General features: G+C 64.2%; 18 protein-coding genes. 9 read left to right on the plus strand and 9 right to left on the minus strand.

Annotated elements, in window-relative coordinates; all coding sequences use genetic code 11:
• Positions 1–114: 114 nt before the first annotated feature.
• Both hpnC and ACE3UG_RS15975 read left to right on the plus strand, forming a co-directional pair.
• Positions 115–978 (plus strand): squalene synthase HpnC, encoded by an 864-nt coding sequence (gene hpnC, locus ACE3UG_RS15970; RefSeq protein ID WP_374625579.1) that lies wholly within the window; start codon positions 115–117, stop codon positions 976–978.
• 213 nt (positions 979–1,191) lie between these two features.
• The gene (locus tag ACE3UG_RS15975) at positions 1,192–2,358 is read left to right on the plus strand and encodes an NAD(P)H-dependent flavin oxidoreductase (RefSeq protein WP_374625582.1); all 1,167 of its coding nucleotides are present in this window, start codon (positions 1,192–1,194) and stop codon (positions 2,356–2,358) included.
• Positions 2,359–2,364: 6 nt separating this feature from the next.
• Here the strand turns inward: ACE3UG_RS15975 and ACE3UG_RS15980 are convergent, their stop codons facing one another.
• Positions 2,365–3,024 (minus strand): hypothetical protein, encoded by a 660-nt coding sequence (locus ACE3UG_RS15980; RefSeq protein ID WP_374625584.1) that lies wholly within the window; start codon positions 3,022–3,024, stop codon positions 2,365–2,367.
• A gap of 574 nt (positions 3,025–3,598) precedes the next feature.
• Here ACE3UG_RS15980 and ACE3UG_RS15985 point away from each other — a divergent pair.
• On the plus strand, positions 3,599–4,234 hold the full coding sequence (locus tag ACE3UG_RS15985) for a trimeric intracellular cation channel family protein (RefSeq protein WP_374625588.1): 636 nt from the start codon (positions 3,599–3,601) through the stop codon (positions 4,232–4,234).
• 115 nt (positions 4,235–4,349) lie between these two features.
• On the opposite strand, the gene ACE3UG_RS15990 is transcribed toward ACE3UG_RS15985, so the two are convergent.
• The gene (locus tag ACE3UG_RS15990; protein WP_374625590.1) at positions 4,350–5,069 is read right to left on the minus strand and encodes an SDR family oxidoreductase; all 720 of its coding nucleotides are present in this window, start codon (positions 5,067–5,069) and stop codon (positions 4,350–4,352) included.
• A 169-nt stretch (positions 5,070–5,238) separates the two neighbouring features.
• Between ACE3UG_RS15990 and ACE3UG_RS15995 the strand changes: the two genes are divergently transcribed.
• A complete protein-coding gene (locus ACE3UG_RS15995) occupies positions 5,239–6,192 on the plus strand; it encodes a LysR family transcriptional regulator (RefSeq protein ID WP_374625592.1) in 954 nt (317 codons plus the stop codon).
• A gap of 21 nt (positions 6,193–6,213) precedes the next feature.
• Here the strand turns inward: ACE3UG_RS15995 and ACE3UG_RS16000 are convergent, their stop codons facing one another.
• A complete protein-coding gene (locus ACE3UG_RS16000; RefSeq protein ID WP_374625594.1) occupies positions 6,214–6,642 on the minus strand; it encodes a hypothetical protein in 429 nt (142 codons plus the stop codon).
• Between the two features lie 301 nt (positions 6,643–6,943).
• Here ACE3UG_RS16000 and ACE3UG_RS16005 point away from each other — a divergent pair, with 301 nt between their 5' ends.
• Positions 6,944–7,669 (plus strand): ABC transporter substrate-binding protein, encoded by a 726-nt coding sequence (locus ACE3UG_RS16005; RefSeq protein ID WP_374625596.1) that lies wholly within the window; start codon positions 6,944–6,946, stop codon positions 7,667–7,669.
• A gap of 72 nt (positions 7,670–7,741) precedes the next feature.
• On the opposite strand, the gene ACE3UG_RS16010 is transcribed toward ACE3UG_RS16005, so the two are convergent.
• Entirely contained in the window at positions 7,742–8,668 is a 927-nt protein-coding gene (locus tag ACE3UG_RS16010; protein WP_374625598.1) for a PhzF family phenazine biosynthesis protein, read from the minus strand.
• Between the two features lie 309 nt (positions 8,669–8,977).
• Between ACE3UG_RS16010 and ACE3UG_RS16015 the strand changes: the two genes are divergently transcribed.
• A complete protein-coding gene (locus tag ACE3UG_RS16015) occupies positions 8,978–9,850 on the plus strand; it encodes a helix-turn-helix domain-containing protein (RefSeq protein WP_374625600.1) in 873 nt (290 codons plus the stop codon).
• A 130-nt stretch (positions 9,851–9,980) separates the two neighbouring features.
• Positions 9,981–11,072, plus strand: a complete 1,092-nt coding sequence (locus ACE3UG_RS16020; RefSeq protein ID WP_374625602.1) for a diguanylate cyclase — start codon at positions 9,981–9,983, stop codon at positions 11,070–11,072.
• 143 nt (positions 11,073–11,215) lie between these two features.
• Here ACE3UG_RS16020 and ACE3UG_RS16025 read toward each other — a convergent pair whose 3' ends face one another.
• From ACE3UG_RS16025 to ACE3UG_RS16045, 5 genes are all read right to left on the minus strand, one after another.
• On the minus strand, positions 11,216–12,688 hold the full coding sequence (locus ACE3UG_RS16025) for an NAD-dependent succinate-semialdehyde dehydrogenase (protein ID WP_374625604.1): 1,473 nt from the start codon (positions 12,686–12,688) through the stop codon (positions 11,216–11,218).
• A gap of 84 nt (positions 12,689–12,772) precedes the next feature.
• Complete coding sequence (locus ACE3UG_RS16030) at positions 12,773–13,267, minus strand: Lrp/AsnC family transcriptional regulator (RefSeq protein ID WP_374625606.1); 495 nt, start codon at positions 13,265–13,267, stop codon at positions 12,773–12,775.
• 119 nt (positions 13,268–13,386) lie between these two features.
• Complete coding sequence (locus ACE3UG_RS16035) at positions 13,387–14,793, minus strand: aminotransferase class III-fold pyridoxal phosphate-dependent enzyme (protein ID WP_374625608.1); 1,407 nt, start codon at positions 14,791–14,793, stop codon at positions 13,387–13,389.
• Between the two features lie 161 nt (positions 14,794–14,954).
• Complete coding sequence (locus ACE3UG_RS16040) at positions 14,955–15,881, minus strand: 2-hydroxyacid dehydrogenase (RefSeq protein ID WP_374625610.1); 927 nt, start codon at positions 15,879–15,881, stop codon at positions 14,955–14,957.
• 15 nt (positions 15,882–15,896) lie between these two features.
• Positions 15,897–16,778 carry a GNAT family N-acetyltransferase gene (locus ACE3UG_RS16045; RefSeq protein ID WP_374625612.1) on the minus strand — a complete coding sequence of 294 codons (882 nt, stop codon included), beginning with the start codon at positions 16,776–16,778 and terminating at the stop codon, positions 15,897–15,899.
• A 338-nt stretch (positions 16,779–17,116) separates the two neighbouring features.
• On the opposite strand from ACE3UG_RS16045, the gene ACE3UG_RS16050 reads away from it, so the two are divergent.
• Together ACE3UG_RS16050 and ACE3UG_RS16055 are read left to right on the plus strand one after the other, a co-directional pair.
• Complete coding sequence (locus ACE3UG_RS16050; protein ID WP_374625614.1) at positions 17,117–18,595, plus strand: aldehyde dehydrogenase; 1,479 nt, start codon at positions 17,117–17,119, stop codon at positions 18,593–18,595.
• Between the two features lie 312 nt (positions 18,596–18,907).
• Entirely contained in the window at positions 18,908–19,576 is a 669-nt protein-coding gene (locus tag ACE3UG_RS16055) for a haloacid dehalogenase type II (protein ID WP_374625616.1), read from the plus strand.
• Positions 19,577–19,587 lie beyond the last annotated feature (11 nt).

The raw sequence follows: 19,587 nt of genomic DNA on the forward strand, positions 1-19,587 counted from the left end.
CTGCCGTGGCGACGGCGACAGGTTCCGGTTCGTCCCGGTTTTCACGATCCACGCCGCTCACGGCCATGCCTGGCCGGATGCGAGCGACATTGCCCCATTGACCTCACCCGCCCGATGACTTCCGACGCCAAGATCGAGCACTACGAGAACTTCCCGGTCGCCAGTATCCTGCTGCCGCGCGAGATGCGCGCGCCGGTGGGCGTGATCTATAACTTCGCGCGCACGGCCGACGACATTGCCGATGAGGGCAACGCGCCCAACGCCGAGCGCCACGCCAGCCTCGCGGCGTATCGCGCGGAACTCGACAAAATTGCCGCCGGGCAGCCGACGTCGCCCGACAAGCCGCTGTTCGCCGCCCTTGCGCGCGTCATTGCCGAGCATCGGCTTGCTGTCGAGCCTTTTGCCGATCTGCTCAGCGCGTTCGATCAGGATATCGAGATCAAGCGTTACGCGACGTTTGCCGAACTGCGCGACTACACGCGGCGCTCGGCCGATCCGGTCGGGCGCATCATGCTCGCCCTGTTCAAGCTCGACACGCCCGAGAACATCGCCTGCTCGGACGACATCTGCTCCGCCCTGCAACTCATCAACTTCTGGCAGGACGTGGAAGTCGACTGGCGAAAGGCGCGCGTGTATCTGCCGCAGGACGACATGGCCCGCTTCGGTGTGACCGACGCCGACATTGGTGCGCAGACCTTCGACGATCGCTGGCGCGCGCTCATGCGCTACGAAGTCGACTTCGCCCGGCAAATGATGCTGCGTGGCGCGCCGCTCGCCAACCGGGTACCGGGCCGCTTCGGGCTTGAACTGTGCTGCGTGGTGCAAGGCGGCCTGCGCATTCTCGATCTGATCGAAGCCGTCGACTACGACGTCTTCCGTCATCGCCCGCAACTGGGCAAGACGGACGCGCTGCGCGTGTTCCTGAGCGGCCTCGGCATGAAGCTGCGCGGCACGCCGCCGAAGACTCGCGCCGGCTAGGGAGCCGGTTCGTCCGAGCGCCGTTCGATCTCGTCGCGGGACCGGCCGCCGGGCGCTGCGACGTCATGCCGCACGGAAAACACCGGTTGGGCGCGCCCGCGCTTGACCCATCGCAAGAATCGTTCGCCGAGTCGAGGTCAGACTGCCTGTTCGCGTACGCGAGTCCACGTGGGGCACGCCCCGCGCGAGACAACTTCGACGAACGGAACTGATATGAACGAGCAATGGTTGACGCTGGCCGGCCGCCGGCTGGTGCCGGTGGTGCAGGGTGGCATGGGAATCGGCATCTCCGCGCACCGCCTGGCGGGCACGGTGGCGCGGCACAACGGCATGGGCACGATCGCCAGTATCGACCTGCGCCATCACCACCCCGACCTGCTCGCTCAAGTCGACGGTACACGCGACAAAGCGGCCATCGAGGCCGTCAATCTGATCGCGCTGGATCGCGAAGTTCGCGCTGCGAAGGCGATTGCCGACGGAAACGGGCTCGTAGCGGTCAACGTCATGAAGGCGGTGAGTGCGCACGCGTCGCTGGTGCGGCAGGCGTGCGAGAGCGGCGCCGACGCCATCGTCATGGGCGCCGGACTGCCGCTCGATCTGCCGGAGCTCACCGCTGCCCACCCTCACGTGGCCCTCATCCCGATTCTCTCGGACGCACGCGGCGTGAGTCTCGTGCTGCGCAAGTGGATGAAGAAGGGCCGTCTGCCGGACGCCATCGTCATTGAACATCCGGCGCATGCGGGCGGGCATCTCGGCGCGTCGCGTCTCGAGGATCTGGGCGACGCGCGCTTTTCATTCGATCATGTCCTCACGCAGTGCCGGGAGATCTATGCCACGCTTGGTATCGACTGGACCCGTGTGCCGCTGATCGTGGCGGGCGGTATCCATCGTCACGAGCAGGTCCGGCATTGGCTCGGCCAGGGCGCGGCGGGCGTGCAATTGGGCACGGCCTTTGCCGTCACCGAGGAATCGGACGCCCACCCGGCGTTCAAGGAAGTGTTGGCGCGCGCACGGCCTGAAGACATCGCGGAATTCACCAGCGTGGCCGGGTTGCCCGCGCGTGCCGTGCTGACGCCGTGGCTGAGGAAGTATCTGTCGCGCGAGACCGCCCTGCAGGCGAAGGCCAAAGTGCGGCAATGCCTGGAGGGATTCGATTGCCTGCAGGCATGCGGGCTGCGCGATGGCGTGGCACGCGTCGGGCAGTTCTGTATCGATCTGAAACTCGCGCAGGCCGTGCGGGGCGATGTGGCGCGCGGACTCTTCTTTCGCGGCCGCGATCCGTTGCCGTTTGGCGAGCGCATTCGCCCGGTGGCCGACCTCATGCGCTACTTGCTCACGGGTGAGCTGCCGGATGACGGCAACACGCCCGCGACGGCGTAGCCGCGCCTACTTCTGCGTGGGCGGCGGCGCGGGCGGCGGCGTGGGTAGGGATGACGGACCTGCTGCGCCCTCCGCACCTGCGTTTGGAGGGCTGTCGCTGCCGGCATTGCCCGCGCTCGCGGGTGCTGCGCGCGCGGCAATTCGCCGGTCGAGGTAGGCGGCAAGCGCAGGGTCGTTGACGCTGAGGTCGAACTGGCGGTCGTCGACGGCTGAGAAATAGCTGTCGCACAATGCCGCTTTCGCGGGCTCGGTCGTCTGGTCGTCGATGCTGCGCGAGTAGACGACGAACTGGCGCTCGACGAGCATCGGAAATTGCGTCTGCAACAGGTCGTTGAAACGCGCTCGTTCCTGGGGATCGGTGTAGACCGATTGCAACTCGGCCCGCACGCGCCGCCCCTCATCGAGATAATCGCGATGACGCACCTGCCAGGCTCGCAATACCGCATTGCCGTGCGTTCGGGTCGCCGCGCTGTAGAGCCCGCATTTCTGCACAAGCCGCGCCAGCACCTGACCGACGCCTTCGGGCGACGCAATCGCCGCGCCCATGAGCTCGGCATCCGTTTTGTACTGGGGCGGCTGCGCCAGAGCGGCAGTTGCCCACACGGCGCCCGCGCCCACGAACGCTCGGGCGAAAAGTCGTCGCCAACCGTTGCCACGTAGCTTCATTGCCAGATTGTCGGAATGGCGGGCTCGGACGGCCACGCTCTCGGAGATATCGCATCGGCCACGACGTCGATGCCTGCATCTTAGCCGAAGTGGCGATCCGACAATCTGCTGGATCATCACGACGCGCCAAAGCAGACCGCAGCTCACGTGCAGGCCGTGTGTTCCGACAAGGAGGGAGCCAACGCCATGCGAGGCCGCGTTCCTCGTCGTTCCAATGCTGTTCGAACGAGTCGATGTGCCGCACACGCGCCACGTTGTAGCCTTCCCCCCGCACCGCCCCGCAAACCTCCCTCGCCTCCCCCCCCTTCAGTTCTTACATCCTCTACGGCACCGGACCGAAGCCCCTTTCCGCCACTCAGACAATGACCCAACTCGTGGCAGAAAGGGGCTCCGGTCCGGCCAGCTATTTCCCCAACCCCAACCCCACTCCCACTCCCGCTCCCCACTCTCTGTCGCGCTCAGCGGAATCACTCCCTCCGTCCACCAAACTCATCAGTCGGTAGCGCGGATACGCTTCCTATCCAGAGAAAATTTCATGAAGTGATATATTTCCACCCGCACTCGATGGGACCTTATGAAAACGGAAATCTTCTACGCGCTCTACCTGATCGCCATCGTGACCGAAGCAATGTCAGGCGCAATCATGGGCATGCAACGCGGCATGGACCGCTTCGGACTCGCCTTCGTCGGCATGGTGACAGCCCTCGGCGGCGGCACCATCCGCGACGTCCTCTTCGGCCGCCACCCCCTCGTTTGGATCGCACACCCAGAGTACCTGCTCCTCACGCTGGGCGCCGCCACACTCACCTCGATCGTCGCGCGACACGTCCACCGACTACGCATGACCTTCATCACCGTCGACGCCATCGGACTCGCCGCATTCACCATTCTCGGCTGCGACGTCGGCATGACGGTCAGCTCAAGCCCCATCATCGTTGTGCTCGCCGGCGTGCTCACCGGCATCGGCGGCGGTATGCTGCGCGACCTCCTCTGCGGCCAAGTGCCGCTCGTGTTGCGCCGGGAGATGTATGCAAGCGTGGCCTGTATCGCAGGCGCACTCTATGTCGCCATGCTGCATTGGGGTGTATCGAACGGCATTGCCACAACCATCGGCTGCCTGACCGGCTTCGTCGTCCGAATGCTGGCAGTCTGGTTCGGCTGGCGCCTTCGCACCTTTGAAAACGACGCCCCCTCCGATCCGCTGCACTGATTTCATCCAGTCGCCCCGAACGACGCTGCCGCCACAGGTCCGCCAAATCCATATTTCGCGCGCGGACGCAGCATGAAAGGCCTCGGTGCAACCCGCTCGGCGCACGCACCGCCGATCACCACGGCACCGTTCGGCCAAGATAGTCGACATAGTGCAATCCCGGGCGGCCGTCGTGCGCCGTGATGGTGTCGATCAGGTTGGGAATGCTCTGCTCGATGCTCAAGCGCGCATCCGCCCCACCCATATCCGTACGCACCCATCCGGGCGCCATCAGCAACATCGTGCGCGTATCGTCGCGATGACGCGCCGCGAAGCTGCGCATCAACATGTTCAACGCCGCCTTGCTGCCCCGGTAGACCTCGTATTTGCCATGGGTATTGTTCGTGAGACTACCCTGCCCCGACGACATCACACCGAGCGTGCCGCCAGCCGGCACCAGCCCCTCGAACGCCTCAATCACGCGCATCGGACTCAGCGCATTCGTCACCATGACGCGCACGAACTCTTCGGTCGATACGTCCGCAATCGTCTCCCTGTCGTCGTTCTTCACCCCCGCATTCACGAAGAGAAGATCGATCCGACAGTCGGCCAATCGCTCGCGCAACGCGGCCACCTGCGCCGCAACCGTGATATCGACGATTTCAACCTCGAGCGCGCCGCCGACGGTCGCCGCCAATGCAGCGAGCCTCCCCGACGACCCCGCCCGCGCCGTGGCAATGACACGCCAGCCACGCCTGAGATACTCCTCAGCCATCGCGTAGCCCAAACCCCGCGATGCGCCAATCAAAAGGACAGTTTTTTGCGTCGAAACATGGGGGACTATTGCGTTCTGCATGCTGCACTCCTCATCTCAAACGCCACTCACGAATCCTCGGCAGATTGCCGAGCAACGATGTGACGTAACCTGTCAGGGAATGTAAGGTGATGAGACGCATGGCGGAAGACGCAGCATCTGCACTGATAACATGCACGGAACGCCATGTCTCGTCTCGCGGGAAATGCCCATGACCGACCCCGACCTGAACCTGCTTGTTGCGCTGGACGCCCTGCTCGCCGAAGCCAGCGTGGCCGGGGCCGCACGACGTTTGAACCTGAGCGCGTCGGCGATGAGCCGAACGCTAAGCCGCTTGCGAGACACCACCGGCGATCCATTGCTCGTCCGCGCAGGCCGCCGCATGGTGCTCACCCCGCATGCGGAGCGACTGCACGCGCGCAGCCGGGAGGCCGTGGACGAGGCACGCGCACTGCTCACCCCCGCCACATCCTCACCTGACTTCGCCACGTTGCGCCGCACGTTCACCCTTCGCACCAACGATGGCTTCGTGGAGGCCTTCGGCGCCTCGCTGATTGCCGCAGTCACCGAGGTGGCGCCCCTCGTCAGCCTGCGCTTTCTGCCCAAGGCGGAAAAGACGGCTGCGCCCTTGCGCGACGGACGAGCCGATCTTGAAATAGGTGTGCTCGGCGAGATCGGAGCGGCAAGCAACATGGGCCCGGAGATCCGCGTGCAGACGTTGTTCCGCGATCACTTCGTGGGCGCCGTACGCTCCGGCCATCCACTCGACGCGAGCGGTGCGCCGGACGCCAGGCGATATGTCGCCTTTGGTCACGTCGTGGCGTCGCGGCACGGCACCGGCAAAGGACCGGTCGACGATGCGCTCGAGGCATTGGGCCTGCACCGGGACATCGTCGCGGTGGTGCCCAGCTTTCCGGCGGCGTTGTCCGTGGCGCAGGCGTCCGATCTGATTGCGCTGGTGCCGGCCTCGCTCATGACGCAACGCGCCGTACGGCATGCTTCGATCTCACCCGCGTCGTTTCACGTTTTCGATCTGCCCGTGCCGACCGAACAGATCGCCGTATCGTTGATGTGGCATCCGCGCATGGAGGCGGACCCAGTGCATCGCTGGCTGAGGCAACGCGTGCTTTCGGTGTGCCGCGCTTGCGCCGCAACGTCTCTATAAGGCAACGCCGCAAGCGTTCGCTTATCGAGACGTGGACGCCCCGCATTGCACCTGTCCCGACACCGGATCTCTCGTGCAAGCCGTCGGCCCCTGCTCGTCAAAGTAGACGGCACCCTGCGCGTTCACGGTCGTGCCCGGATAACGGCCTTGCGGCGCGCGTTGCGAATCGGTCAGATTTTTCATCTGCATATCGCTCATGGCGGACGCCTCACGCTGGCGCTGCGCCTGTCGCTCGGCCTGCGCCATGCCCTGACTGAACTGCGCACCGATACCGCTCGCGTTGTCCCGCCGAGGTGCCGACGGCTGGAGCGATATTCCCGGCGCCGCTGGGTTCGATTGGCGAATGCTGTTGAGGTCACCGCTCTGCAAGTACGACTGCGCGGCGACGGCGCCGGACATCACTATCCCCGCAGTGACCACGCAGGCGATAAGCAACGTTCTGACTGACATGTTTCGAATCCTCCGCGAGGTCCACCAGGTTGATGAGATTGTCGGCGCACAGTGTAGCGTCATTCTCAACGGACTTCGACATCCGAAGTTCATGCAATGATGCCCTTTGCCAAAGATATGACTGCCGATTCGGCCGTGCGCCGGTCATGCGCCGGCCGCGCTGTACACTGTGCCCGCACGAGCGCGGTCGACGTTTTCACGAGTCTCCGCTCGACGCCTCCGGTAAAATTGTCGTCGCGAAATCTCCCTCAGCAAACCTGACCGGCCGCACTTCGGCAGGACACCACGGATCCTCCCCATTGTGACGCTCGCCCCTTCCCTAGTTGCCGCGCTGGCGCCGACCGGCACGCTACGCGCCTGCATCAATCTGGGCAACCCTGTTCTCGCAGGACTCGACGAACAGTCAACGCCGCGCGGTATCTCGGTGGACCTGGCCACGGCGCTTGCGCAGCGGTTGGACGTCGCCCTCGAGCTGATCTCGGTCGATACGGCAGCCAAATCGGTCGACGTCGTTTCCGCCGAAGCGGCGGACGTCGGCTTTTTCGCCGTCGATCCGCGACGCGCCACGACAATTACCTTCACCGCTCCCTATGTGCTGATCGAAGGCTACTATCTCGTGCCGCAAACGTCTGCGGTAACGATCAACGCCGATGTCGATCAGGCAGGCACGCGTGTCGTGGTTGGGCGAGGCAGCGCCTACGATCTCTTCCTCACGCGGGAATTGCAGCATGCGGAAATCGTGCGAGCGCCAACCTCGCCGAGCGTGGTGACGACATTCCTCGAAGGCGGCTACGAGGTCGCGGCAGGCGTGAAACAACAGCTCGAAGCCGATATCGCCAGCACCGCCGGTTACCGGCTGTTGAACGAGCGCTTCATGGTGATCCGCCAGGCGATGGGGCTGCCGATTGCGCGCAGTGCAAACGCCCACGCATTTCTGGCAGCGTTCGTCGAGGAAATGAAAGCGTCCGGTTTCGTCGCCGATGCCTTGCGTCGACACGGTATTTCGGGGGCAGAAGTCGCGCCGTGACGCTCAGCGGCCACAATGGCCGTGGCACCGCTTCATCCGCCAACTGCCAACAGCCAACATGGCTCAAGGTCGTCATGCCCGAGGCTCGAGCATCGCGAACTCGACGGCGCCACTGATCCAGCAACCCGCGTCGAGGCGATCGGCGTCGCGCAACGCCACGCGTATGCACGACGGCCGCCCCATTGCGAAGCCCTGATAAACCCGCATCGTCGATTCGCCTGCGGCAAGCAATCCATAGTGAAGCGCGCCATAGAGCGACGCCGCAGCGGCAATGCCGGTGGCGGCGTCTTCCGGATAGCCCGAGGAGCGCGGAAACTGGCGCGCATGCAACTCGAGCGGCCGTGCTCGCTCGACCGCGAACGGATAGAGCCCCGTCGACTCGAGTGCATCACACAACGCGCGGACATCGCCAAGCGCCGGGGTCAGGGCGTTGAGCGCCGGAACAGAGCGAAGGGGAATCAGCGTCTTCGTGCGACTCGTTCCTGCATTGACGACGCCCAACGGCGCAAGGTCGCCCGGACGCAGTCGCAGCACCTGACATACGGCCTCCACCCGCGACGGATCGTCGATCGGTGCGACAACGCCGCGCGGCTGGCCAACATCGATACGCCGCGTCGCTTCGTCATAACGCACATCGACGAGGCCGCTCAGCGTCTCCACTGTGGCACCCGTCGTCGTCCACCGACCGGCCTGGCGCAATAGCCACATCGCCCCAAGCGTGGCATGCCCGCACATCTCCATCTCGTGCGCGGGCACGAAGAAGCGCAGCCGAGCGGTGTGGCGCGGATCACTGGCTTTGCACACGAATGCGCTTTCGTGACCATAGCGCGCCGAAATTGCCATCATTTCAGTTGACGACAAGCCATCCGCGTCGAACACAACGGGCGCAGGATTACCCCCGCCGGCCCCCGCAGAAAATACATTGACGAATCGCACATCGGGCGCACTGAGGCCGCGCACGGCAACCCCGGCGGACGGGATACTGTTTTCAAAGGTCATACGAGCGCTCCGAGGGACAAGTGATCCAAGCATGCCGAAGATGCAAGCGTGCGTCGCGCCCGATCGGGCCACCCAGCGCACCCGATCAGGCCAATCGCGCGCAAGGCCCATGCTTGCGACGGCGAGCATCGGCAGCGTTTTCCCGAAAAGGCGGCGGTGCCCCCGCGCCCGCAAAGCACGTCGCGGCCGTCGCTCGTCGTGCGCCACCACGGGCTATACTGATAACCGACCGCCTCGACGCCGCCGGCTGGTTGCGCGCAAGGCCGTCCGCGCGGGCCGCGATTGGCCCGTCACGCCAAGGACAGCATCTTGAAGCCTTATCCGACCGCCCCTCGCCACCTCTGCGGCGACCGCATCGCCGATGTCCGGCATGTTGCGGTCGGCGAATATCGCACGCAGCCGCACAGGCACGACGACGAGTTCATGTTCTTGCTCCCCCGAACCGGACAACTCGTCCTCAACGTCGAGTCGAATGCCGCCCCCGTGCGTGTCACACCGAAATCGTTCGTCGTCGTGCCGCCGCAGCGGCTGCACGACACGCGAGGCTATCGTCCAGGACAGGCCCATGTGGCGGTCTACGTCGCCAGCGATTTCGTCACCTTTTGCGAACGCAAGGCACGACGCAAGCTTTCTTATGCACGCATCTCGATATGGTCGGCACCGTTGCTGTTGCTCGACGCGGTGCGCGTCGCCACGGGAATGGCCCGAGCCGCAGAAATGCCCTCGACCGAGCTTGCCGTCTTGCGCGCAGACCTCGCCGCACGCACGCTGGCGGCGAGTTGCGTGGAAGCGGGCCTCACGGCAGCCGTATTGCCGCCGAACCCGCGAGATGCCCGTGCCGAGATCGTGCGGGATATCTGCGCGTTTCTCGACGCGACGCTCGACCGGCCGGTCCCCCTTGAGCGTATCGCCTACGAATTCGGAATGTCGCGTCGCGCATTGACGCGGGTCTTTCGCGACGTCACCGGCGAGTCCGTCGTTGAATATCAGTCGCGGCGACGCGTGGAAGTCGCATTGACGCTGCTGAACTCGCCGGGCATGACCGTCCTCGCCGCAGCCGCCGCCGTCGGCATCGAATCGCCATCGTATCTGGCACGGCTGTTCAAGCGGTATGGTTATGCACCGCCCAATGTTCATAAGGGCGCATCAACGCGCGCTGACCCGTCGCCCTTCGGGCGATAGACGCCGACAACGCCAGGAGCACGCACTTGACCTCAGTCGTTCGTTCGATGGTCGGGCAACGGGCAGCGGTCACTCCGCGCATTGCCTGGTCGTCCCTGCACATGCAGGCAACCCCGGGTTTGGAGCACTGATGGAGTCACGGTTCGATAAGGGGCGTCGCTTTTCGCGACGGGTTCTCGCACTGCGTTCGCTGGGATGCGCGCTCAGCGCAATTCTCATATTCGCCACCGTTTATCCGGCCGGTGCGAGTCACGTTGTGCTTTCCATCTGGGCGATCAATGCGTTCATCTGGCCAACCCTGGCGCATATGCTGGCCATGCGTGCGCCGGACCCGGTCGCTGCGGAACGCCGGAACCTGCTCCTCGATTCAATCGCTGGTGGCGCATGGGCCGCCGCCATGCACTTTTCCGCCGCACCGTCCGCGGTTCTGATTTCGATGCTTCTCATGCACAATGCCGCCGCCGGCGGCGTTCGACTGTTGTGGCAAGGGTCCATTGCCGTATTGCTCGGCGCATGCCTGGCGGGTGTGCTGACCGGATTCGCACTGAATCCGGCTTCCGACGTGCTGAGCGTTGCCGCCTGCCTTCCCCTGCTCATGCTCTACCCGACGCTGGTCGCCCTCTCAACCTACACGCTCGCCCAACAACTCTCTCAAAGCAAGAAAGAGATTCGCGAAATGAGTGGCCATGACGATCTGACCACCTTGAGAAACCGGCGATTCTGGATGAAGGCGGTCATAGAATCGTTCGAAAAGAAATCGCGAATGCCCGATGGGATTGCCTATGTGGCCCTTATCGACATCGATAGCTTCAAACAGGTCAACGACACCTATGGTCACCTGCGCGGCGACACGCTGATTCGCGCGGCCGGCACGATCTTGCGCGAAACCCTTACGTCGTCCGATGTTGCCGGCCGTTATGGCGGCGACGAGTTTGCCGTGCTGTTCGAAGGCGAGCCGCTCGCCAGCGTCCTGGCCAAGCTCAATGCTGTCAGCGTGAAGTTCGCACGCGCCGCAAACGCCGACGTTGGCGCTTCCGGCGTGACGCTCAGCATCGGCGTGGCAGCGTTGGACAAAACATTCAGATCGGTCACCGATTGGCTGGCCGCGTCGGATGCAGCGCTCTATGCAGCAAAGCGCGGGGGAAAGAACAAAATGGCCGTCTGGGGCCGGGCCGACATGCACTCGCTTCACGAAGTGCATGGGGTCGATCAGGACGTGTGACGGACATCGGTGTGCAAAGCACACTACTCTGCATACCGAATCACCTTCAACAATGTTTCGCCGGACGCCCCATGGCTTGGAATCGGCCTCGCCGCACCGCCCAGCTCACCACTCGCCACTCCCAGCGTTGCAACCGCGAGCCGTCAGCCCAGATTACCCTGGCACAGATACTTGATGGCGAGATAGTCGTCCAGACCGTACTTCGACCCTTCCCGCCCGTACCCCGACTCCTTGATGCCACCGAACGGGGCCGCCTCGCTCGCCAACGCACCCTCGTTGATTCCGACGATCCCGGCCTCAAGCGCCGATGCCACGCGCTCTATGCGCCGCAGGTTCTCGCTGTAGAAGTAGGACGCCAGGCCGAACGGCGTGTCGTTGGCGCGTTCAATGGCTTCAGCTTCGGTCTCGAACCGGAAGAGCGCCGCCACCGGGCCGAACGTCTCCTCGCACGACAGCGCCATGCCCTCGTGCGCCTCGGACAAGACGGTAGGCGCATAGTAGTTCGGCCCCAGCGCGTCGAGCCGGCACCCACCGGTCAACACGCGCGCGCCCAAGGCGACGGCATCGTCCACGTGACGCGCGATCTTCTCGACCGCGCGCGTATTGATCATCGGACCGATCTGCGCCAGCGCATCGGTGGCAGGGGCAACCCTGAGCGAGGCCACCGCCTCGCTCAGCAACCCGGCAAATCGCTCGTAGACCCCCGTCTGGACATAGATCCGATTGGGACACACGCACGTCTGGCCGCCATTGCGGAATTTGGCCGCCATCAAGCCGGCGACCGCCGCAGGCAGGTCAGCATCGTCAAAAACGATAAATGGCGCATTGCCGCCCAACTCCAGCGACAACTTCTTGAGCGTCGCCGCCGACTCTCGCGCCAGATGCTTGCCCACCGGCGTCGACCCCGTGAATGTCACTTTGCGCACACGGGGATCGCCAAGCCACTGCGCGACCGCGCTCACGCCCTGCGCGCGCGATGCAGCAATCATGTTGAGTACTCCGGGGGGCAGTCCGGCCTCTTGTGCAAGATATGCCAACGCAAGCGCGGTGAGCGGCGTGTCCTCGGCAGGCTTTGCAACCACCGTGCAACCGACGGCAAGCGCCGGGGCAATCTTCCTTGCAATCATCGCAAGCGGAAAATTCCAGGGCGTGACCGCCGCCACGATGCCGATCGGCTCTTTGACGGCGCTCATGCGCTTGCCGCGCGTCTGCGCCGGGATGATGTCGCCATAGATACGCGTTGCCTCGTCGGCAAACCACGCGACATATGACGCACCATAGTTGACCTCGCCCAGCGCTTCGGTCAACGGCTTGCCCTGCTCCCGGGAAATGAGTCGTGCGAGATCGTCGCGATGCGCCAGGATCGCGGCATGCCAGCGCCGCAGAAACGCCGCACGCTCGGCGGGCAACGCCCCGCGCCAACCCGGCAGTGCGCGCTCGGCGGCATCGACCGCGGCTCGCGCATCGGCCGGCGCAGCGTCGGCCACCATTGCAATGAACTCGCCCGTCGCCGGGTCGGTCACGGCAAAACGCTGTTGCACCGTGGCATCTCGCCATTCGCCATCGATCAGGTTTTGCGTACGCAGCAGAGGGCCACGCGTGAGGTCAAGCGTCATGATTCGGTGCTCCGGTTTGCGCGATAGGGTCGTACACCCGCCGCCCCGCCTTGGGGGCGATGGAGAATGCCCGCGCGCACAGCGTCAGCCCTGCGGCGGAAACAGCGTCTCCAGCGGATAGTGTGTTTTGACGAAGGGTGACTTGATGATCACGTAGCTGAAGTATTTCTCGATGCCAATGTCGCGTTCGAGCAACCCTTCGATGATGCTTTGATAATGACTCACGCTGCGCGTGACAAACTTGAGCAGGTAGTCGTAGCCGCCGCTGGCAAGATGACATTCGACAATTTCGTCGATGTCGCGAATGGCGTCGACAAAGCGAATGAAATCCTCCCGCCGATGGTCGGCGAGCGTGACCTCCGTGAAGACGATCTGAATGTCGCCCAGCTTCTCGAGCTGAATCTGCGCGCCATAGCCTGCGATGTAACCCGCTTTCTCCAGGCGCTTGACACGAATCAGGCACGGGCTGGGTGACAGGCCCACGGCGTCCGCGAGTTCCACGTTTGTGATGCGACCGCGCTTTTGCAGTTGACAAAGAATGCGCAGGTCGATGCGGTCGAGTTTGCTGTCCGTGCCCATCGTCGTTTCGTGGCGCCAACCGGGGCGCGGTCAATCGTGGATCGTGAAGGATCTTAACACAGCGAAATCGCCCGAAAAGCCCAATTCCAACGGCACCGGCGCTCATCTCGCCCCCCTGTTCATGCGGCTTTGCGGCCACCTTGCGCGGCGCTTCGGGCAGCGCTTACCGCGTCGTCGGCCAGCACTTCGTCGAGCGTGGCCCGCACCCGATCGACCATGAGCGCGACGTCGGTTTCGGTAAAGCACAGCGCTGGCGCAAAGCCCAGGATGTTGTCGGCAAAGGCACGGAAAATCACCCCGTTTCGGTAAGCGATCGCCGAGATCTTGTCGGCGAGCCGCAGCGACGGATCGAAACGCGCCTTGCTCTCCTTGTCCGCGACCAACTCCACCGCACCGAGCAGACCGCGATGCCGCGCGTCGCCCGCGAGCGGATGATCGAGCAGCGAATCGAGTCCCGCCCCGAATGCCTTCGCCACGGCTTGCCCATTGGCGAGCAGCCCCCCCTCCTCGTACAGGCGAATCACTTCGAGGGCCACGGCAGCACTCACCGGATGCGCGGAGTACGTCTGTCCGTGCCCCACCACCTGACCCTGCTCGCCATCGGCGATCGCCTGATAAATGGCGTCGCTCATGAGCACCGCGCCCATCGGCGCATATCCTGAGGTCAACCCCTTGGCGAGGGTCATCATGTCGGGTTCTACGTTCTCCGCCTCGCACGCGAACATCGGTCCGGTACGGCCGAAACCGGTAATGACCTCATCGGCGACGAACAGGATGTCCAGCCGGCGGCACGCGTCGCGCATCGCCTTGAGCCACCCGCAGGGCGGTACGATCACGCCACCGGATCCCTGCACTGGCTCGCAGAAGAATGCCGCGACGTGGTCGCTGCCCCCCAGCGCCGCAACCTTCGCCTCGAGCGCCGCGACACCGGCCGCGATCAACGCCTGTGGATCGCGTCCGAGCGGGTCGCGGTAAGCGTACGGAGACGGAAGATAATGCTGCGTCGGCAGCGGCACGTCGAAGCCACGATGAAACGAACCGAGTGCTGTCAGGCCGGCGCCAACGGACGACGAACCGTGATAGCCGCGCTCGAGCGAAATGAAGTGCTTCTTGTCCGGGCGGCCCGTCACGTTGCAGTAATGCGTGATGAAGCGCAGTGCCGCGTCGACGGCATCCGAGCCGCCGAGCGAGAAATACACGTGCTGCAAGGAACGCGGCGTGATCGACACCAGCTTCTCTGCGAGTCGCGCCGCCGGCGCGCTGCCGAAGTGAAAGTAGGTGGTTGCATAAGGAAGCTTCGCCATTTGTGCAGCCGCGACGTCGACCACGCTTTGCTGCCCGTATCCCACGTTCACGCACCACAGCCCTGCAAAGGCGTCGAGCAGCTCTTTTCCGTCGATATCGCGCAGGTAAGCGCCGTGCCCGGATTCGAGCAAGGTCGCACCCTGCCGTTCGTGGGCGCGATAGCTGACGACGGGATGGATGAGATGCCGGCGGTCGGCATCGAGAAGTGCTTGCTTTGACATGGGGTCTCTCGGCTTGTCGAATGGGACGGGAATGAACCTGTATCCATACTAAAGACCGGTCGACGCACATGCGTCGCCAAATTAAGCCGTAAAGAAAGCGTGCGCCGCGAAATTGCAGTGCTCGCAGCATTTTGTGCTGCCGGGCACGGTGCCCGGCGCGCTCAATAGCCCTGCGTGCGATCGATCTGACCGATCATCGGCAAACCCGCGCGGTGCCTGCGCAGGTTTTCGAGCACCATCTCCACGGCCGTCTCCGGCCGCGTGGCGCTGGCGATATGCGGCGTGATACGAACCGTGGGATGCGTCCACAGCGGGTGCGAAGGCGGCAACGGCTCCGGATCGGTCACGTCGAGAATCGCCCCGGACAGATGGCCGCCGTCGAGCAACTCGAGAAGGTCGTACTGATTGAGATGGGGGCCTCGGCCTACATTGACCAACCATGCGCCGCGCGGCAAGCCGCCAAGCAGTCGCTTATCGAGAATACCGCGCGTGGCCGACGTGAGCGGCAACAGGCAGATGAGGACGTCGGTACGGGCGAGGAAGGCGTCGAGCGACTCGTAGCCCGCATAGCAGCGTACGCCATCGATCTGGCGCGGTGTGCGGCTCCAGCCCGCGCAGTCGAACCCGAACGCACTCAGGCGCGCCAGGACGGCCTGACCGAGCATGCCCAGACCGAGCACGCCGACACGTCGGTCGCTGGCCGGCACGACCGTCAGCGCGGCCCACTCGCGCACTGCTTGCTGACGTGCGTAGGCGAAGATATCTCGGTGAATGGAGAGCACTGCCTGCGTCACATATTCGACCATGCCCTCGACGATGCCGGGCTCGATCATGCGAACGACGGGAATATGGTCGGGCACCCTCGACAGATCGAACTGATCGATGCCCGCCCCCGTCGAAAACACGACTTCAAGGTTCGGCAGCAACGTATGCAGATCGTCCGGCGGCGTCCAGGCGGCGAGGTAGCGCACCTCGCGCGCATCGCCGACGTTGGGCCACATGCGAAATGCCGTTCGCGGCGCTCTCTGTGCGAACAAACGCGCCCACACGGCGCCACGCGCCGGGTCGGCTTTGTAAAGAAACGACATCCGAGAACTCCAGCGTCAGCCCATGGCTTGATTGATGATGGCGAATTGTCGAAACTCCGCGTCGGTCAGCGGCGCGCCGTTGCGAGCCATCTTCACGACCGTGTCGACGCGCTTGAGCTCGAGCGCTTCGAGCCAGTCGGTGAGCCCGCTGTCGGAGGGCACATCGATACGCACGAACCGGCCTTCATGCAGTGTGAGCCAGTGCGCGATCATAGCCTGCGCTCGTTGCTGGGCCATCGCGTCGCCACCCTCGCGGCTCACCACGAGCGGGCCAATGGCAAATCCCCGGCCGAATCGCCTGAACAGCGAAAACCCGAGCAACTCGCCGTCGCGCTCGATCGCAATGCCGTCCGCGACTTCGAGCAATGCCGGCATAACGCGCCCCCGGTCAAGGCCACTGGCGCGACTGGCGAGCGCGATAAGCCGCTCGGGATCGTTGGTGCTCAGCGGCCGCAAACGCTCGCCGGGCGGCAACTCCATGAGGGCCGGACGGCGCGCGTTACCCTGATGTTGATCGATACTGCCCACGACATTGAACCCGAGCTTCTCATAAAGCGGCTGCCCGGCCGGCGTGGCATGCAACACCGTCATGCGCGCCCCCAGCTTGTCGAGCATGCGCTCCATAAGCGTGCGCCCGATGCCGCGCCCTTGCTGGTCAGGTGAAACGATCACCATGCCCAGCGAGCCACCGGCCTCGCCATATTGCCAATAGAGCGCGGTCCCCACGACCTCGTCTCCGTCCAACGCGACGAAGCCCTGCCCCAGGCGTGACAGGAGACGCCAGTCATCAGGTTTGTGGGGCCAGCGCACCACGCTGGACAGACGATGACCCGCCGCAACGTCGGTTGCGGTAAACGGCCGGTAGACGAGTTGGGAAGATGCATGGAATTCGGACACGCCGAGCCTCCTTGGGGCATTGCCGGATGCGAAGCGGTGAGCCACGCCCACCATGGCGTCACTATGGCGACCCGCGCCGCCACTGCATAGGATGATTCTATTGTTTGCCCGCAGGATCGCGCGCTGCGAGACGAATGCTGCATTCATGCCGCCGCCGCGCGCAAAACGGTGGTCGCATGCGGTCTGCGCATTTGTTTCGATGCAATCTGCCACCGCGCCGCACCTACCATGAAGGGCGCCGCCCCCACGATCCGGCGGCCGCGCGCTCGCGCGCCCCCTCCCCCTTTTAGTCGCTTGCCGCCCCGGTACGTGCGCCGTGGCGGCGCCGGAGAATCATCATGGACAGTTTCGATCCTGCGCAGGTCGGCATTCCCGCCGGACACTTCATCGACGGCAAGCGGGTCGACGCCGATGGCACGACGCTCGAGGTGATTTGCCCGTCCAGCGGCCGCCCCTACGCCGAGCTTGCGTTGGCCTGCCCTGACACGGTTGCCCGCGCGGCAGACGGCGCCTGGCAAGCCTTTCGTCGCAGCGGCTGGGCCACGTGCGCACCGCGCGAGCGGGCACGTGTCCTGCGCCGCTTCGCCGACCTCGTCGAGTCCGACGTGCACACGCTGGCGCCGCTCGAGGCCATTGGCTCGACGCGTCCCGTGCGCGAGGCCGCCGGTTGGGACGTACCCTATACCGCCGAATGCCTGCGCTTCTACGCGGAGCACGCCGATAAGCACGGCGGCGAACTGGCGGCGACCGATCCGTCGCTCCTCGGCATGACGATCACCGAACCGATCGGCGTTGTGGCGGCCATTGCGCCGTGGAACTTCCCGCTGGTCATGGCCATCTGGAAAATCGCCCCGGCGCTTGCCGCCGGAAATGCCGTGGTGCTCAAGCCATCGGAGATGACACCGTTCTCGGTCCTGCGTCTGGCCGAGCTGGCCATTCAGGCGGGTGTCCCGGCCAATCTGTTCAACGTCGTGCAAGGCGATGGCAAGACGACCGGCGACGCACTGGTGCGCCATCCGCGCGTCGGCAAGGTCACCTTTACCGGCTCCACGCAGACCGGCGCCGCGATCATGACGGCCTGCGCCCAGACAGGAACAAAGCCCGTAACGCTCGAACTCGGCGGCAAGAGCCCCCAGGTGGTCTTCGCCGACGTGCCGGATCTGGACGCCGTTGCGCGACGCATTGCCATGGGCATCACCGGCAATGCGGGTCAGGTGTGCAATGCAGGCTCGCGTCTCGTGGTCGAATCGAGCGTGGCCGAGGCACTGCTCGAAAAGCTGCGGGCCATCTTCGCGTCGCTTAAGCCGGGCGCGACATGGTCGGCCGGCACCACGCTCTCCCCCATCGTCAGCCATGCCCAGGCGCACCGCATCGACGCCCTCGTCGCGCGCGCCCGCGATGCGGGCGCCAATGTGTATTGCGGCGCCGAGCGCGTCAGCGCGCATCAGGACGGCGCCTGGTACGCCCCCACCATACTGACCCACATTCAGACGCACGCCGAGATCGTGCGCGAGGAGGTGTTCGGCCCCGTGCTGACAGTGCAGACCTTCACTTCGGAAGCCGAGGCGCTGCAACTGGCGCAGCACGACGACTATGCGCTCGCGGCAGGGGTTCACACCGCCAACCTTGGCCGTGCCATGCGCATGATGCGCGGCATCGACGCAGGTAACGTCTGGGTCAACCGCTACGGCCGCTCATCGGATTTCGTGCTGCCGACGGGGGGATTCAAGCGATCGGGACTCGGCAAAGATCTGGGACGCCAGGCGTTCGAGGCCAACCTGCGAAGCAAATCGGTACTCATCGACCTCAATGGATGAGCGTATCGCGTTCGTGTTTCCCGCAGGCGCTTTTCACGGTGTCATTGATGCGGGTTAACGCGGCCTCGGAAAATGGCGAAGCATTTCGTGCTGTTCGTGCCCCTCAAAACGCATGGAATTCTATTTTTGCCCCGAGCATTTCAACGCCAAGCCGAGATTTTGACCTGATTTAATTTTTCATCAGGATGTCGCGAATCACGCGTTCGGTCGAAAACCCCGGTAGCCATTTTCGACCGTCGTTCGACTGCTTTCGATGCCCCCCTTTTCGCCCAAGAATCCCTCGGGGTTCGCTTTTCACCAAGGACAGAAATCATGATCGACTTCGAGCCGAAATTCATCACCTTCGATTGCTATGGCACGCTGGTCAAATTCCGCATGGCCGATCTGGCCCGCGAAATCTACGGCAACCGTCTGCAAGGCGAAGCGATGGATAACTTCGTGAAGTTTTTTGCCGCCTACCGCCGCGACGAAGTGCTTGGCGCATGGAAGCCGTATCGCGATGTGGTCGTCAATTCGGTACGCCGTACCTGCGAACGAACGGGCGTGGCGTTCAACGCCGCCGAAGCCGAACAGTTCTACCTGGCCGTACCGACGTGGGGCCCGCACCCGGACGTCCCCGAAGGTCTCTCGCGCCTGGCCAAGAAGTACAAGCTGGTGGGCCTGACAAACGCTGCCGACGAGCAGATCATGAGCAATATCGAAATGCTCGGCGCACCGTTCCACGCGGTGATCACCGCGGAAGAGGTCGGCGCTTACAAGCCACGCATGCAGGGTTTCGAATACATGTTCAAAAAGCTCGGCGTGCAGCCGGACGAGATTCTGCATGTCTCGTCGAGCCCGCGCTATGACTTGATGACGGCCCACGACCTCGGCATCAAGCACAAGGCGATGGTGATGCGCGGTCATGAGCCCGAAGCACCGTTCTACGAATACACGCCAGTCAAGGACATCATCGATCTCGCCGTGCAACTCGGGCTGTAATCGGTCATTCC

The organism is Pandoraea sp. (assembly GCF_041919235.1).
Taxonomy (GTDB): Bacteria; Pseudomonadota; Gammaproteobacteria; order Burkholderiales; family Burkholderiaceae; genus Pandoraea.